We start from the raw sequence: 16,418 nt of genomic DNA, 5'->3' as shown, positions 1-16,418 counted from the left end.
GGCCGCAAACGGGCGCGGCGGATCTCAGACGGTAAAGGACGGCTCCGCCCCCGTTTGCTGCTTGGCGGCTTCCGCTCTCCGCAAAAATTTGCGCTCTCTCCAGCGCAGCAGCGACAGGATGCCGCGCGCGTATTCGTCCGCGATCATGCAGCAGTAGATGCCGATCAGTCCCCAGCCCATATGGATGCCGAACCAGTAGGAGCAGCCCGTCGCGATCAGCCCCATCGAAGCTAGCGATGTGTACATAATATAACGCGTATCCCCGACGGCGTTCAGCGCGTTGCCGAGCGCCATGTTCAGCATTTTGCCGGGCTGGAGAAGCAGGTTGAGACCGAGCAGAGAGACGCCCATCGCCAAAATTTCCGAATCCGAAGTGAACAGGCCGAGCATTTGCCTGCCCAGCGCGAACAGAATCAAGGCGTTGGCCATGACGAGGGAGAGCCCGAGCCCGAGCGCGCGGTAAGCGGCTTTGTAGGCGTCCTTCGTCCGGGAAGCCCCGTACAGATGCGCGATCTGGATTTGCACGGCCAGCGCGAAGGCGTACCCGAGCATGAAGCAGAACGATTCCAGCGTGTTCATGTACGTGCGCGCGGCGAGCTCCTTGGCGCCCAGTATCGCGAGGAAGGAATAGATGGCGAGCTGGGAGAACACCCAGCAGCTCATGTTGACGCCCAGCGGCCAGCCGATCCGCAAAATTTCCTTGAACAGCTTCGCGTTGAACGTGCGGAATTCCGCGAACCGGATTTTGCGCTCGAAAGCGAACAGGAACATGTACAGCAAAATAGCCGACGACAGGAAGCGGCAGACGTTGTCGGACACCGTGACGCCGGTCAGCCCCCATTTCGGGAACCCGAACGCTCCGAAAATGAACACGTAGTTGAGCACGATGTGCAAAAGGTTGATCGCGATGCCGGTGTACATCGGCCCTCTCGTGTTGCCGGTGTTGCGGATAACCGTGCTGAGCGCGGCGGTCATGGCGACCATGAACATCCCGCCGCCGACGTACGAAATATACGTGTCGGCCAGCGGCATCAGCTCGTCGGACAGATGCAGCAACCGCGCGATGGCGCGCGGCTGGGTGTAAAGCAGCGCGCTGAGCGCGAGGCCGATCGCCGTGCTGACGGTCACCCCCATTATGGCGATCGTCCGCGCATCCTCGCCGCGCCTGGAGCCGAGCCGCTGCGCGACCAGAATGCCGGTCCCTGCGGCGATCGTCATGAACAGCGTGTTCAAGGCGTTGAACAGCTGGTTTGCGAAGCCGACGACGGCGACGGCGTCGTCCGAGATGCGGCTAACCATGACGGTGTCGACCGTTCCGAGCATCGTCTGCAGCAGCACTTCGATAAAGATGGGCCAGGCGAGCGCCCACAGCGTAAATTTGTTGTCGATGGATTTCACCATTCCAACCCCCCGGATGACATTCCAATGGTTGCGGGCAACCCGTATCCGACTTATGTTCAGAACAAATTATAGATGCTATAATTCGGATCATGTGTCATTTTTCAAACGGATACTTTCATTTTTACAACCTTCAGTGATGGGGGGATGGGCTTTGAATCTGCTGCAATTTACGCTGCCGCCGTTGCCTCATTACATTGTGAGCGGTTACACGACCAACCGTCCCGGCGACCGCCACGTCAGCCGGCGCAACATCGAAGTGTTCGATTTGCTCTTCGTCAAGGAGGGCTGCCTTTATATCGGGGAAGAAGACCGGAAATACGACGTGGCCGAAGGCTGCGCGGTCATTCTCAGGCCGGACTGCTACCATTACGGGGCGGAGGCCTGCAGGGAGCGGACGAGTTACTTCTGGCTCCATTTTCAGACGACGGGCAACTGGACGGCGACCGACGTCATCCCGCAAGCGGGCCATCCCGAGCCGCACGACGAGGCGACGCTCAGCAGAGTGTTCGCGGCCCGCTCGTTTCCGCTCCTGCTGCCCCAGTTCGCCAAGGTGAAGCATCCCGGCAAAATGGAGGAGACGCTGCGCCAGCTCATCCAGCTCGCGCCCAGCGCCCACTTAAGCGCGGCCCGGTTCGAGCAGCAGGTGCTGTTCCAGGAGGCGGTCCGGCTGCTGTCCGCTTCGATCGAATCGCCCCGCTCCTCCCCCGCCACCTTGTGCGCGGAGAAAGCGGCGGAATATTTGCGCAGCCATTACCGGGAGGAGATTACGGCGAAGGAGCTCGGGGAGAAGCTGAGCTTCCATCCGGTGTACATCGCCAGGTGCATGCAGCAGGAGTACGGCTGCTCGCCGATGGAATATTTGCTGCGCTACCGGATCGAGCAGAGCAAGCTGCTTCTGCTGCAGACCGACTATACGGTCGCGCGCATCGCCGAGGAAGTCGGCTTCAATCAGACGCCTTACTTCAGCTCGCGCTTCGCCCGGTACGAAGGCATCTCGCCGCGGCAGTACCGGCAGCGCTTTTCCCATCGGTGAAGGCCGTTCGTCTCACGCCCCTTTGTGCGCGGAAGCGTCGGGCTGGTATGATGGAGTCGGTTAGTCTAACAATACAGGCAAGGCGAGGTTGAGAACATGGTGAGATTCGGCGTTATCGGAACGAACTGGATTACGGAGGCGTTCATTCAAGCGGCGAGGGAGACGACGGGGTTCGAGCTCGCGGCGGTTTATTCCCGCACGGAGGAGAAGGCGCGGGCGTTCGCGGACAAGCATGGGGCGAACCGCATTTATACCGATATCGGGCAAATGGCCCGAAGCGGGGACATCGACGCGGTCTACATCGCAAGCCCCAACAGCTTGCACGCGGAACAAGCGGTGCTGTGCATGGAGCACGGCGTGCACGTGCTGTGCGAGAAGCCGCTCGCCTCCAACGCGCGGGAGGTCCGTCGCATGACGGAGGCCGCGTCCCGCCACGGCGTCCTGCTCATGGAGGCGCTCAAGTCGACGCTGCTGCCGAATTTCGGCGTCATCCGGGAGCGTCTGGCTTCCATCGGCCGGGTCCGGCGTTATTTTGCGAACTACTGCCAGTATTCCTCCCGGTACGACGCTTTCCGCGCGGGGACGGTGCTGAACGCCTTCAATCCGGAATTTTCCAACGGGGCGCTAATGGATTTGGGCATTTACTGCCTGTACCCGGCGATCGTGCTGTTCGGCAAGCCTTCGGACGTCAAGGCGAACGGCTTCATGCTGTCGTCGGGCGTGGACGGCGAGGGCAGTCTGCTGCTGAAGTACGAAGAGATGGAAGGCGTCGTTCAGTATTCGAAAATTTCCAATTCTTATGTGCCCAGCGAAATTCAGGGGGAAGAGGGCAGCATCCTCATCGACAAAATCAGCCAGCCGGAGCGGGTGGAAATCCGCTACCGGGACGGCCGGACGGAGGAGCTGACCGTTCCGCAATCCGCCAATAGCATGAAATACGAGGTGCAGGAGTTTATCGATCTGATCGGCCGCGGAGCGAAGGAGTCTGCGGTGAACACCCATGCGCGGTCGCTGGCCGTTATGGAAGTGATGGACGAGGCGAGAAGGCAGATGGGGTTGATCTATCCGGCGGACCGGAAGTAACGGACGGCATTCGGATCGTTTGGTCTACATCCGCTCGCGGCTTCATACCATGTAGGAAAGGACAAGTCGCCTTTCCGGCGGTTAAGGAGTGAGAACGGATATGGAGATGAACCATAGCAATCCCGTCTTGCGGGGGATCGGCACCGCGGTCCCGCCGAACGTGCTTCCGCAGGAAGACGTGACGGCCCGATTGGCGGAAGCGCTCGCCGGTGCGGGCGATGCGCCCAGGTGGGCGCGGCGTATTTTCAGGCAGTCGGGCGTGGACCGGCGCTACACGTGCGAGCCGAATCTGCTCGAGACGGCCGGACTGTGCCGCTATGCGGCGAGCGCCGACCCCGGGGAAGTTCCGACGACGGCGGAACGGATGCGCCTGTACGAACGGGAGTCGGTTCCGCTTGCGCGGCAGGCGGCGGAGCGGGCTTTGCTGGACGGCGAGACGAGCCCCGGCGACGTTACGCATCTCATTACGGTGAGCTGCACCGGGCAATTCCTGCCCGGACTCGACGTCGCGCTTGCAAAGGGGCTCGCGCTAAGGCCCGACGTGCGCCGCATTCCGCTGACGTTCCTCGGCTGCGCGGCCGGGCTGACGGCGATCCGCCTGGCCAGGGACATCGCCAAGGGAGAGCCGGCGGCCGTCGTTCTCGTCGTCTGCGTGGAGCTGTGCACGCTGCACATCCAGCCTTCCGCCGACCGGCAGGCGCTGTATGCGACGGCGTTTTTCGGCGACGGCGCGTCCGCGTGCGTCATCGCCGGAGGCGGCAAGGGCGTCTTCGCGCTGGGGGACGGACGGACGCTGCTGTTCCCCGACTCGGCGGACGAGATGGTATGGAAGCTCGGACCGACCGGCTTCGATCTGTATTTGTCTCCCCGGATTCCGAGCCTGATCGGACGGGCCGTTCCGCCGGAGCTGCAAGATTGGCTCGGCGGCGGGGAGCCGCCCCGGCTGTGGGCGATCCATCCCGGCGGCCGGGGCATCGTCGATGCGCTGCAGAGCGCGCTGGCGCTGACGGACGAGCAAACGCGGGCGAGCCGCGCCGTCCTGCGCGAGTACGGCAATTTGTCGTCCGCCACGCTGCTGTTCGTGCTTCAGGACATGCGGCGGGAGCTCGAAGCGCGGGACTTATCGTCCGCGCAGCCCGAGACGGGAGTGGCGATCGCCTTCGGTCCGGGCGTCGGGGCCGAGATGATGAAGATCGCCTATCTTCCGGCCGCGCCCGCGGAACGGGAGGAGCTGGCGCTAGGGGGCGCTGCGCATGCTTAGCCGGACGACGCTCCGGGAGCGCGCCCGCGAGCCCGAGCTGATGGACGACTTCGCGTCGGGCGGTCCGGAGCTGAGGGAGGCGCTGAAGCATCTGCGGCGGCTGAACCGTCTGTTCGGCGCTTCCGGCCCCGCCCTCTACGGAGTGAAGCGGCTGTGGCGGGAGGCGGGCCGTCCGGCCGCGTGGACGCTGCTCGACGTCGGCTGCGGGTCGGGCGACGTCAACCGCGCGCTGCTCCGTTGGGCGGGGCGCAGCGGCGTCGACCTGCGCATCGTGCTCGTGGACGTCACGGACGAGGCGTGCGAGGAGGCGCGCGAGCTGTATAGGGGCGAGAGCCGCGTCGAGGTACGGCGGGCGGATCTGTTCGCGCTGCCTCCGCGGAGCGCGGACGTCGTCACGGCGAGCCAGATGGCGCACCATTTCGCCGACGACGAGCTGCAAGCCGCGCTGGAGAGGATGTTGGACGTCTCCCGCGCCGGCGTCGTGCTGGCGGACATTCACCGCAACTGGATCGCCTGGCTGGCCGTGTTCGCGGCCACCCGCCTGCTGTCGCGCAACCGGTACATCCGGCACGACGGTCCCCTGTCGGTGGCCAAAGGGTTTCGGAGCGAGGATTGGGCGCGGTTGGACCGGCGGATGGGGGAGGCCGCCAGGCTGGAATACGCCTGGCGGCCGTTGTTCCGCTATGCCGCCGTCGTGACGCGAACGCAACAGTCGTAAGGAAACGCAGCGATTGCAAGGCGATCGCAATCGTGAGGCGAAGGCAGCAATCGCAAGGGGAACTGTAAGGAGCGAAAAGCGAAGGAGCGGTCGGCATGGAGCGTCTGTACGACGCCGTCATTCTCGGCGCGGGCGTCGCCGGCTCCGCCATGGCCCATGCGCTGGCGGGACGGGGATGGCGCACGCTGGTGGTGGAACGCGGCGGCACGCCGAGGCATAAGGTATGCGGGGAGTTTCTGTCTCCCGAATCCCGAAGCAGCCTGAACGCGCTCGGCCTGGACGAGATCGTCGGGCGGCTTCCCGCCTGCCCGATCGAAGCGGTGCGGATCGTGGCGGCGTCGGGGCGCCAGCTCCGCTTCGGGTTGACCGAGCCCGCCCTCGGCGTTAGCCGGCCGGAGCTGGACGGGGCGCTGCTCCGTTCGGCGCGGGAGCGGGGCGCCGAGCTGCTGGACGAGACGACGGCGCTGTCCGTCGCGCCGGAGGGCGGGCGTCTCCGCATCGAAGCGCGGGGACGCAGGGATGCGGGCGAGCGGACGCTGTACGCGCGCGCGGTCATCGGCGCCTGGGGGCGCCGCGCGCCGGCGGGACTGGCCGGACAGGCGGGGGCCCGGCCTCGCCAAGCCGGAGGCGAACGCGTCGGCTGGAAGGTTCATCTCGAAGGCGTCCGGACGGAGCCGGAGGTCGAGCTTTATTTTTTCGCCGGGGGATACGTCGGCATCGCCCCCGTGGGGGAACAGACGGCCAACGTAGCCGCTCTCGTCGACGCGGCCTTCCTGCGGGAAGCCGGAGCCGATCCCCGGGAGTGGCTCCGGCTCGCGGCGGCGCGCAGCCCGGCGTTCGGCCGGCGGATCGCCGGAAGCCGGGCCGTCGCGGGGACGGGCAAGGCCGTCGCGCCCGTCCGGATCGGCCGCGGTCCGCGCGCCTGGGAAGGCCGGGTCGCGCTTATCGGCGACGCGGCCATGGTCGTGCCGCCGCTGTGCGGGGACGGCATGGCGATGGCGCTGCGGTCGGCGGAGCTATGCGCGCCGCTGGCGGACGAATATTTGCGGGGCCGCTCGAGCCTGGAGCAGTGGGGGCGCGCCTACGAAGAGGCGCTTCGCAAGCCGTTCGCCGACCCCGCGAGATGGGGACGGCTGCTGCAGACCGCCTTGGGCCGCCCGGCGCTCGCCTCCCTGCTCGTGGGGCTGGGCGGAGCCGCGCCGGAGCTTGCGCGCCGCGCTTTCCGGGCGACCCGGCTGCCGCCGCCGCCTTCTCCGCGATGAACCAAAACGAGCCTGGAAGCCGCGACGCAGCCGCGGCTTCCTTGCGTTTCGCCCTGTCACCACCCGGATCGCGGCCGCATATGAATGGTACAAGCGGTGTCCGAGGGGCCCTGTTTCAACCGCTCCTAAAATGTTTATAAAATCGTACTGTCGGAATAAGTTTCTTTTTGACAAAATAATAATTGAGTAGCATAATGTCTCTATCATTGAAGCACGTTCACATGTGAAAATGTACCGAAACAAACGCACACCAAAACAGGCTGCATACTATTCAGCCTGTCTTTTGTGCGCGGAAGGAAGGGGAAAAGGAATGTCTGTTATTCGGGCGTTACGCAACAGACCGTTCATTTTTTTCACAATTATCCTGTTGCTGAAGGGCGCTCTGGCTTGGTTCGTCGTATTCGACGACGGGCCCTCGTGGATGACGATCGTCACCGAAATCCCGTTCTTCTGGCTCGTGTTCTGCGTCATCGAATGGTTCGCGACCAAGCGGAAATTTCTCTACTATATGATCGTGAACGCGCTGCTCACTTTGCTTTATTTTGCCGTACTCATGTACTACAAATACTATGGCGTCATCGTAACTTATCATGCGTTGAATCAGGCGGATAAAGTGACGCAAGTCGGCGACAGCACGTACTCGCTGCTCGATCCTTATTACCTGCTCATTTTTATCGATATCGTCATTATGGGCATCTTCATGCTGCGGCCGAAGACGATCGCCAGACTCAAAAACATCGGCATGAGAAGGCGCGTCAACCGGCGCTTGCTGCTCGGGGCGTTCGTGCTGTCTTTGGCGCTTTGCATTTTCAGCATTTGGCCGAACCACGCGAGCATGAACGAGCTTAAAAAAGCGGAAGGCATGGGCATCCTCAATTACGAGGTTTATACGATCTTTGCCGATTCGACGTCGGAAGAGGAACTGATCGACAAGAAGGATATTACCCAGAGCGCGATCGATCAGCTCAAGGGTATCCAGGAGCCCGCGACGCCGGCGCACTTTGGCGCGGCCAAGGGCAAGAACCTGATCATTATCCAGATGGAATCGTTTCAGAACTTCCTGATCGGACTGAAAATCGACGGGCAGGAAATTACGCCGAACATGAACAAACTGGCGGCCGAAAATTTCCACTACGACAATTTCTATACGAATGTCGGTTCCGGCACGACTTCGGACGCCGAGTACGTGGTGAACACTTCGCTGTACGTGCCCCAGCACGAGCCGGCGACCCAGCACTACGTCGACAAGGCGCTGCCGAGCTTGCCGAAGCTGCTCGCGGCCAACGGTTACGCGACGGCGACGTTCCATACGAACGACATCAGCTTCTGGAACCGCACGGAGCTGTATAAGTCCATCGGCTGGCAGAAATATTACGACAAAAAGTATTACGGCGACGACGACCACGTCGCGTTCGGCGCGTCGGACGAAGTGCTGTACGCGAAGACGATCGGCAAGCTGCAAGAGATGGACAAGAGCGAGCAGCCGTTCTACGCGATGATCATCTCGATGAGCGCGCATCATCCGTTCAACCTGCCGGAGCGAAAGTACAAGATGCAGCTGCCCGAACGCTTCGAAGGGACGATGGTCGGCGATTACATCCGCGCCCAGAACTACGCCGACTACGCGCTCGGCCAATTCATCGAGCAGTTGAAGTCGAGCGGACTGTGGGACGACAGCGTCGTCCTGCTGTACGGCGACCATCAGGGCCTCTCTTTGTACGCGCTCAGCAACAAAGAGAAAGACTTGATGAAGGAAATTTACGGCCGCGATTACGGCTACACCGACATGTTCAACATTCCGCTTATCATGCACGTGCCCGGCGTAACGTATCCGGCCAAGCTGGAGCAGACGGGCGGACAGATCGACATTTTGCCGACGGTGGCGAACCTGCTCGGAGTGTCCTTGAACAATCAAATCCATTTCGGCGAGGATTTGCTGAACCAGTATACGAACCTGCTGCCGATGCGGCATTTCCTGCCGACCGGCTCGTTCATCAACGATACTAGCGCGTTCTTGCCCGGTATCTCCTACGAGGACGGCACGAACTATTCGCTGCTCGACAACAGCGAGATCGCGAACGGTTCGACGGAAGATCAATACAACCGCGCGCTCAAGCTGCTCAATATGTCCGACAGCTACGTCAAGCAGCTTCCGGACAAGGACGAGAAGAGCGGGCCGATCGACGGCAGCACGGACAGCGACGAATCCTTCGGGCCATGAGCCCGAAGGATTTTTTTTCGTGGACGTGCCCATAGCGGCACGGGGAAAGCGCGCGGTTGACCGGATGGGGCCAAGCGGCTGCCGGAACGGGCTTCCCGGGCAACTCCGGGCAGCAGGAGCGCGGCGGGAGCTCGACCGATCGGTCCGAAGGCGCTGCTGCGGGGCAGCTCAAGCTCGGCCGTATTCCGGGCGGCTGAAGGCTGCGGAGCCCGATCATCCGAGATGGCGATTGCGCATAAAATCCGTTGACGGGGGGCGGCCCGGATGCGATAATGTACGCGTGTACATTACGTTGCAAATACGCTGACAACAGATTGGTGGGATGCGAAAAGCGATGGCGACGCGCAAAGAAGTGGCGGAGCTTGCCGGCGTGTCGGAGGCGACGGTATCCCGGGTGCTGAACGGCGTCGGGCCGATCAAGGAGTCGACCCGCATCCGCGTCCGGGAAGCCGCCGAACGTCTCGGATACCAACTGAACGCGGTGGCGGCCAGCTTCGCCCGCGGGAAGAGCGGGAACATCGGAGTGGTGCTTCCTCACGTACCGAAGGTCCACCTATTCTCGACGTATTATTTCTCGGAAATTTTAAGCGGAATCGGCGAAGCGGTGCGGGAGTCCGGGCAAGGGCTGTTGCTTCTGTACCGGGACCCGGGCGCGGCGTACGACTACGTATCGTTGTTCGCCACGCAGCGGGTGGACGCGTGCTTGGTGCTTGGCGCAAGCTCCCTTCCGCATGAACGGGAGGCGATGGAGCGCTTGGCGGAGCTGGAACTGCCGTTCTGCGTCGTCGACCAGCGGTATGACGATCCGCGGATTCCGTCCGTCTGCGCCGATCATGTGACGGGCAGCTATCTGGCGACCAAGCATCTGCTGGACGCGGGCCATCGGCGCATCGGCTTCCTGAACGGCTCGGCGCATTATTCGAACAGCGCGGACCGGGCGGAAGGATACCGGCGGGCGATGGAAGAAGCCGGGATGGCGCCGGACGCCGGCTTGATCTACGAAGGGAATTACAGCCGCACGAGCGGCTACGAAGCGGCTGCCGCCGTGCGCCGCGATCTGGAGCGGCTGGATGCGCTCGTATGCGCGAACGACCGGATGGCCATCGGGCTCATTCAAGGGCTGCGGGATGCGGGCTGCCGGATCCCCGAGGAGCTTCCGGTCGTCGGCTACGACAATTCGGACGCCGCTTCGTGGTTCGATCCGCCGCTTACGACCGTCGAGGTTCCTTTTTACGAGATGGGGAAGCTTGCGGCGGAGAGGCTGCTGGATGGAGCGGCCACCGGCCGCGGCCGGCATTCGGAAGTCGTTCACGAGAGGCTCGGCACGCGGCTTATTGTCAGAAAGTCCAGCCAAAACTAGAGGAGAGCGGGTGCTCAAATGAGAAAAGCGTTGATCGTATGGGGCGGGTGGGACGGCCATCAGCCGCGGGAGGTCGCGGCCATTTTCAAGCGCATTCTGGAGCGGGAACAATTCGAGGTGGAAGTGTCCGACACGCTGGAAGCGTTCTCGGACGGCGAGAAGCTGAAGACGCTCGACCTGATCGTTCCGGTATGGACGATGGGGAAGATCGAGCAGACGTGGGTCAACAACGTGTCGGCGGCTGTGCAGGAGGGCGTCGGCCTCGCCGGCTGCCACGGCGGCATGTGCGATGCGTTCCGCGAGAACGTCGACTGGCAGTTCATGACCGGCGGACAATGGGTCGCCCATCCCGGCAACGACGGCGTCGAGTACGTCGTCAACATCAAGCACGGGTCCAGCCCGCTGACCGAGGGGATCGAAGATTTCCAAGTGAAGAGCGAGCAGTATTACCTGCACGTCGACCCGGCGGTCGAAGTGCTGGCGACGACGCGGTTCCCGGTCGTTCCGGGGCCGCATTCGCTCAACAAGGCGGTCGATATGCCCGTCGTCTGGACGAAGCGCTGGGGCGTCGGCCGCGTCTATTACAATTCGCTCGGCCACCAGGCGAACATCGTCGAGATGCCGGTCGTGACGGAGCTCATGCGGCGCGGCTTCCTCTGGTGCGCGGAAGGTAAGGCGGCGGCGGGACGGGCTTCGTTTTCCGGCGCAACTTACACGGGAATGGCGGACAGTCAACTATAACGTTTCGACTCTTGAGAGGAGCATAGGCCAATGGGGAAAATTAGAGCGGGCATTATCGGGACGGGCAACATCAGCGGAATCTATTTCAAGAACGGGAACCGGTTCGATTCGATGGAGATCGTCGCCTGCGCGGATCTGAACGTGGAGCGCGCCCGGGAGAAAGCGGCCGAATACGGCGTAAGAGGCAGTTCGGTGGAGGAGCTGCTGGCCGCTTCCGACATTGATATGATCATCAACCTGACGATTCCGCAGGCGCACGCTTCGGTATGCATCCAGGCTTTGGAGGCGGGCAAGCACGTCTACGTGGAGAAGCCGTTGTCCGTGACGAAGGAAGAAGGACGGCTCGTCCTGGAGACGGCCCGCAAGCGCGGTCTGCTCGTCGGCGGGGCGCCCGACACGTTCCTCGGCGGAGGCATTCAAACTTGCATCAAGCTGATCGAAGACGGCTGGATCGGCACGCCGATCGGGGCGACGGCGTTCATGATGAGCGGCGGTCACGAGAGCTGGCATCCGGATCCCGAGTTTTATTACAAGAAGGGCGGCGGCCCGATGTTCGACATGGGCCCGTATTACTTGACCGCCCTCGTAGCGATGCTGGGCCCGATCTCGCGGGTGACCGGGTCGGCGCGCATCTCCTTCCCGGAGCGGAAAATAACGAGCCAGCCGAAATACGGCCAGACGATTCAAGTCGACGTTCCGACCCATGTGGCGGGCATTCTCGATTTCGCCGCGGGCCCGGTCGGAACGATTCTGACGAGCTTCGACGTCAAGGGCGGCTCGCAGCTTCCCCGCATCGAGGTGTACGGCAGCGCGGGAACGCTTGAAGTGCCGGACCCGAACACGTTCGGCGGACCGGTTCGGATTTGCCGGGCCGGTTCCAGGGAATGGATGGAGCTTCCCCTTACGCACGGCAACGCCGACAACGCCCGCGGCATCGGCGCGGCGGACATGGCGGCGGCCATCCTGTCCGGCAGGCCGCATCGCGCGAGCGGCGAGCTTACGTTCCACGTGCTCGAAGCGATGCACGGTTTCCATGAAGCCTCCGAACGGGGAACTCACTATACGATGACGAGCGCTTGCGAACGGCCGGAGCCGCTGCCCCTCGGTTAAGCGGGCTAAAGCCCGGAACTCCGCCTCTCGAGGGACTCGGATGAAGACCCGAGAGCATCCCCTCGGATGAGACGCCGAACGACCGGCGCGCTTCCTTCCTCTCGTTGACTTGCCGCCCGCCCGGTGGGATAATTTACATTCGGGCCTTCGGGGGCTCAACCGCAGAAGACGAGAGGAAGGTAGACAAGGCATGCGCGGTTGCAAGGCGTTACTCATCTTATTCGGCGTCGTTTGGCTTCTCGGCGGCTGTTCTTCGGCGGTCCAGTCCGGTCGGGACGTATCCGCAGGCACGCTCCAGGACGGCCAAGTGGAGTGGGCTTTTACCCAGGCGGACCAGCATCCGGAGAAGAAGCTCGTTCAAGTGATCGACGGCGCGTCCGGCACGCTCGATATGGCGATCTACAGCCTGACGTACCCCGATATCGTGCAGGCGATCAAAAACGCGGCGAAGCGGGGCGTCCGCGTCAGGATCATCACCGATCGCATCCAGTCGAACGGCAAGACGCAGAAGGAAGCGCTCAAGCTGCTCGGCAGCGCCGGCATCCCGCTCAAGATCAACACCCACAGCGGACTGATGCATTTGAAAATGACCGTCGCCGACGGCCGGGTCGCGACGACCGGGTCTTTCAATTATTCGAAGTCGGCCAGCACGACCAACGACGAGATGCTGGTCGTGTTCCGCGACGAGGACATCGCGAAGTCGTTCGAGGAGCAGTTCGAGGCGATGTGGAACGACTCCGAACGGTTCGAGACGCTGAAAGCGAGCATCGCAATGCCCGAGGAAGACGGGCGGGCGCAGAATACGGACAGCGACGGAGAGGAGACAGACGCCGCGGTCCCCGCATCGTGCGCCAACCCAAAGATCAAGGGCAACATCAATTCGAAGGGCGACAAAATCTATCATGTGCCCGGCGGGGCGCAGTACGACAAGACGAAGGCGGAAGCTCTGTTTTGCACCGAAGCCGAAGCGGAGGCCGCCGGATTTCGGAAGGCCCAAAACTAACGTTAGGCGGAATTATTCCGCTCTTTCAAATAAAAAACGCCGAAAGGCGTTTTTTTTGTTTGACTTTTATCTTAAAATCTTAGATGATATGCCTAACTGTAACCTTATTTCAAGTTATATTTAACAAACAAAACGTTTTGTATGGCAGGTGTGATGAAATGCGAATCGTAGAATTAAACGGGCTATGGGAAGCGACCAACGCTCGAACGAACGAGAAATACCGGGCGCATGTCCCGGGATTTATTCAGAAGGATCTCATGGAGCAGGGGGCGATCCCGAACGAATACGACACGCTGTTCGAATCGAAGATCGAATGGGTCGAGCACGACGATTGGGTTTACAGACGGACGTTTGAACTGAGCGAGGACCAGTTGCGCTCGGAGGCGCTTGAGCTCGTTTTCGACGGCGTCGATACGTTTTCCGAAGTGAGCTTGAACGGAACCGTTCTCGGACGCACGGAAAACATGTTTCTCGCCTATCGCTTCGACATTAAGGGAATTGCCCAAGCGAACAACGAGCTGGTCGTGCGCATTTTCTCCCCGACGGAGACGCTGAAGGAGAAGGAGAAGGCGTTCGGGGAATCCCTTTTCCTCTGGAACGGCATTTCGCCGCGTTTGTTCGGACGCAAAGCCCAATACGGCTACGGATGGGACTGGGGAGCGCGCGTCGCCACCGTCGGCATTCACAAGCCGGTACGGGTGGAAGGCTACGACGCCGTTCGCAGCGCGCATCTCGGCTACCGCATAGCGAGCATCGCTCCGGACAAGGCCATTATTACCGCTTGGCACAAAGTGGTGGGAGCCGGCCAACAGCCGATCGACGCGGACGTAACGTATCGGATATACGATGGAAATACCGTTGTTGCGGAAAAATCCGAGAAGGCTCGCATCGCGGTCGGAGAGCGGACGTACGAGGCCAGTCTGGAGATTGCCGGTCCGAAGCTGTGGTATCCGGCCGGGCACGGCGCTCAGCATCTTTATCGGCTCGAAGTCGAAGTCCGAACGGCTTCCGCCTCCTGCTCGAACGAGTGTACGGTCGGCATTCGCGACGTGAAAATCCGCATGCCTTACGACGAGCAAGGACGCAAATTTTTGATCGTCGTCAACGGCATCGAAATCTTGTGCAAGGGCGTCAACTGGATTCCGCTGAAGCTGTTCCCGAATCTCGATACGGCTGAGGAATACCGCGCCGAGATCGAAGACATTGCCGCCGCCAACATGAACATGATCCGCGTTTGGGGCGGAGGCACGTACGAGAACCACGACTTTTTCGCAGAATGCGACCGGCTCGGCATCATGGTATGGCAGGACTTCATGTTCGCTTGCGGGGATTACCCGGACGACGACGCGTTCAGCGAGCTCGTTCGCGCGGAGGCCGATTATGTCATCGACGAGTTCGGCTACCACCCGAGCATCGTGCTCTGGTGCGGCAACAACGAGAACCAGTTCTTTATCGAACGGAGCCGGAAACACCGGAAGCACGGCTTCGGCGAGAAGCTCTATTTCGATGTGCTCAAAGAAGCTTGCGAGAAAGACACGCTGCGGCCGTATTGGCCGACGAGCCCGTTCTCGCTTACGTTCGACCACTCGAAATACGAGGGCGACTACGGCGATTTGCACTCCTGGTATGTATGGGGCCAAACCCATCCGTACGAAGAATATCGCGAGGTCAACGGCCGCTTCCTCTCCGAGTTCGGCATGCAGTCGTATCCTTCCACGCTCGTCCTGGATCGGGTCGATCCCGCGGCGGACTTGCGCGACCCGAAGTTCGACGCGATGCAGAAAGCGCCGAACGGCATCCAGCGGCTGTTCTACTATACGGTCGGAGATTACCGGCTGCCGGCGGAGAAGAACGATTTCGTCTACGTCAATCAGCTCATGCAGGCGAACGCGCTCCGATACGGCGTGGAGCACTGGGTATCGCGCATGCCGGATACGTCGGGCGCGCTCATCTGGCAGTGGAGCGACCTGTGGCCGTCCATCAGCTGGGCGCTGGTCGATTACGGCAAAGTCAAAAAGCCGTCTTACTATTATATGAAGCGCAGCTTCCAATCGCCGAACGTTATTGCCAAAATCGCGCCGGGACAGCCGGAAGCCGATCTGTACGTCGTTCACGACCACGGCGATTTCGAGGGCAAAGTCGTCGCGGAATTTTACGACCTGTCGACCGATCGAATCGTTCGAACGGAAGAAAGAGCGGTCGCAGGCCAAGGGTATCGCTCGACTGCGGTCGGCAAGCTGAACGTCGAAGGCTTCGATGCGGCCAGGACGATCGTCTTCGTCAATCTGTACGCCGACGGGAAGCGGCTGGCGCGGCAAGCGTATTTGCTCGGCAAGCCGTATCAGCTGCAACTGAAGCCGGCAAACATCCGGGTCACCAGCCGGTCTCTCGACAACGGCGATACGGCGTTCACGATCACGACCGATGTTTTTGCCAAAGACGTCGGACTTCCGAACGTGCCCGGAACGTTTAGCGACAACTATTTCGACCTCTGCGCCGGCGAAACGCGCGAAATCGTCCTGAGCGGCTCCTTGCCGGAGGGCGTTCGCCTCGAACCGGTTTGCTTGAATCAAATTAAAACGATCAGCTACGTTTAAATGTGGCTTACCGGGGGTCCCACCAGAACTTCCACCAGACCATCCACCAGGACTCCCATCAGGACTCCCATCAGGACTTCAACTAGGGCTGGCTTCAGGGCTGCCGCTCCTTCGGCGGCAGCCTTTTTCTTCCAGCCTGCTCCTCTCTCCCCCTCAATCATGACTCCTCCCATTATCCCCTTCGTTCAGAAAGGAGAACGCGGAACAGTCTCGGTTTCGGTATCGGGGAATTATACCATTCTCTCAGGAACTCTGCATTCCCCCTTTTCCAGTCATCCTACAACCGGGTTCTGTGAATCGAAGAGAAGGCACAAACTAGAAGGTTCTAGGCAGAAATAAGTTAGGCATAAAGAAAGTTCGGTCCGTGCAAAACGAAACGGGAAACAAGCCTCTTCCGAAAGCGTCGAAGGAAATGAAGCTGGGGATTCCGCAAATGGAGGCAGAGAGTCGTAGCCTACCCGATGCGCCAAATAAAGGATGTTGGTAGTGAATGGCATCACGCCCCCCAAGCGCTGAAGTGCCGAGCTTTCCATTTCGCCCTGCTGCCCCACAAGCGCCAGGGAACGGGGAGCACCGGCTTGTCCCGCGTCAGCTCTTTGTAAATCAGCACCGGCGTCGAAGCGCACCA

General features: G+C 61.5%; 13 protein-coding genes. 12 read left to right on the top strand and 1 reads right to left on the bottom strand.

Annotated features, from left to right (window positions below):
* Positions 1–24: 24 nt before the first annotated feature.
* Positions 25–1,401: an MATE family efflux transporter gene (locus tag G485_RS0104740; RefSeq protein ID WP_027091607.1), complete on the bottom strand. Its 1,377-nt coding sequence runs from the start codon at positions 1,399–1,401 to the stop codon at positions 25–27.
* Between the two features lie 151 nt (positions 1,402–1,552).
* Between G485_RS0104740 and G485_RS0104735 the strand changes: the two genes are divergently transcribed.
* The 12 genes from G485_RS0104735 to G485_RS0104680 all read left to right on the top strand — a co-directional run bounded on the left by G485_RS0104735 (position 1,553) and on the right by G485_RS0104680 (position 15,790).
* Positions 1,553–2,434 (top strand): helix-turn-helix transcriptional regulator, encoded by an 882-nt coding sequence (locus G485_RS0104735; protein WP_027091606.1) that lies wholly within the window; start codon positions 1,553–1,555, stop codon positions 2,432–2,434.
* 96 nt (positions 2,435–2,530) lie between these two features.
* Positions 2,531–3,517: a Gfo/Idh/MocA family protein gene (locus G485_RS0104730; RefSeq protein WP_027091605.1), complete on the top strand. Its 987-nt coding sequence runs from the start codon at positions 2,531–2,533 to the stop codon at positions 3,515–3,517.
* Positions 3,518–3,617: 100 nt separating this feature from the next.
* Positions 3,618–4,778, top strand: a complete 1,161-nt coding sequence (locus G485_RS0104725; RefSeq protein WP_338027729.1) for a type III polyketide synthase — start codon at positions 3,618–3,620, stop codon at positions 4,776–4,778.
* Positions 4,771–5,496, top strand: a complete 726-nt coding sequence (locus G485_RS0104720) for a methyltransferase domain-containing protein (protein ID WP_027091603.1) — start codon at positions 4,771–4,773, stop codon at positions 5,494–5,496. The genes G485_RS0104725 and G485_RS0104720 overlap by 8 nt, the downstream gene beginning before the upstream one ends.
* A 95-nt stretch (positions 5,497–5,591) precedes the next feature.
* Positions 5,592–6,758 (top strand): NAD(P)/FAD-dependent oxidoreductase, encoded by a 1,167-nt coding sequence (locus tag G485_RS0104715; RefSeq protein WP_027091602.1) that lies wholly within the window; start codon positions 5,592–5,594, stop codon positions 6,756–6,758.
* 310 nt (positions 6,759–7,068) lie between these two features.
* Complete coding sequence (locus tag G485_RS25095) at positions 7,069–8,979, top strand: LTA synthase family protein (RefSeq protein WP_051318027.1); 1,911 nt, start codon at positions 7,069–7,071, stop codon at positions 8,977–8,979.
* A 56-nt stretch (positions 8,980–9,035) separates the two neighbouring features.
* Positions 9,036–9,176, top strand: a complete 141-nt coding sequence (locus G485_RS29710; RefSeq protein WP_156922117.1) for a hypothetical protein — start codon at positions 9,036–9,038, stop codon at positions 9,174–9,176.
* A 137-nt stretch (positions 9,177–9,313) separates the two neighbouring features.
* Positions 9,314–10,339 (top strand): LacI family DNA-binding transcriptional regulator, encoded by a 1,026-nt coding sequence (locus tag G485_RS0104700; RefSeq protein ID WP_027091601.1) that lies wholly within the window; start codon positions 9,314–9,316, stop codon positions 10,337–10,339.
* A gap of 18 nt (positions 10,340–10,357) precedes the next feature.
* Positions 10,358–11,080, top strand: a complete 723-nt coding sequence (locus tag G485_RS0104695) for a ThuA domain-containing protein (protein WP_027091600.1) — start codon at positions 10,358–10,360, stop codon at positions 11,078–11,080.
* A 30-nt stretch (positions 11,081–11,110) separates the two neighbouring features.
* Positions 11,111–12,190 (top strand): Gfo/Idh/MocA family protein, encoded by a 1,080-nt coding sequence (locus G485_RS0104690; protein WP_027091599.1) that lies wholly within the window; start codon positions 11,111–11,113, stop codon positions 12,188–12,190.
* A gap of 190 nt (positions 12,191–12,380) precedes the next feature.
* The gene (locus tag G485_RS0104685) at positions 12,381–13,193 is read left to right on the top strand and encodes a phospholipase D family nuclease (RefSeq protein ID WP_027091598.1); all 813 of its coding nucleotides are present in this window, start codon (positions 12,381–12,383) and stop codon (positions 13,191–13,193) included.
* Positions 13,194–13,351: 158 nt separating this feature from the next.
* Positions 13,352–15,790: a beta-mannosidase gene (locus G485_RS0104680; protein ID WP_027091597.1), complete on the top strand. Its 2,439-nt coding sequence runs from the start codon at positions 13,352–13,354 to the stop codon at positions 15,788–15,790.
* Positions 15,791–16,418 lie beyond the last annotated feature (628 nt).

The organism is Cohnella thermotolerans DSM 17683, assembly GCF_000429825.1.
Taxonomy (GTDB): Bacteria; Bacillota; Bacilli; order Paenibacillales; family Paenibacillaceae; genus Cohnella; species Cohnella thermotolerans.
The sequence above is the reverse complement of the archived record's forward strand: the minus strand, read 5'-3'. Positions and strand labels throughout refer to the sequence as shown.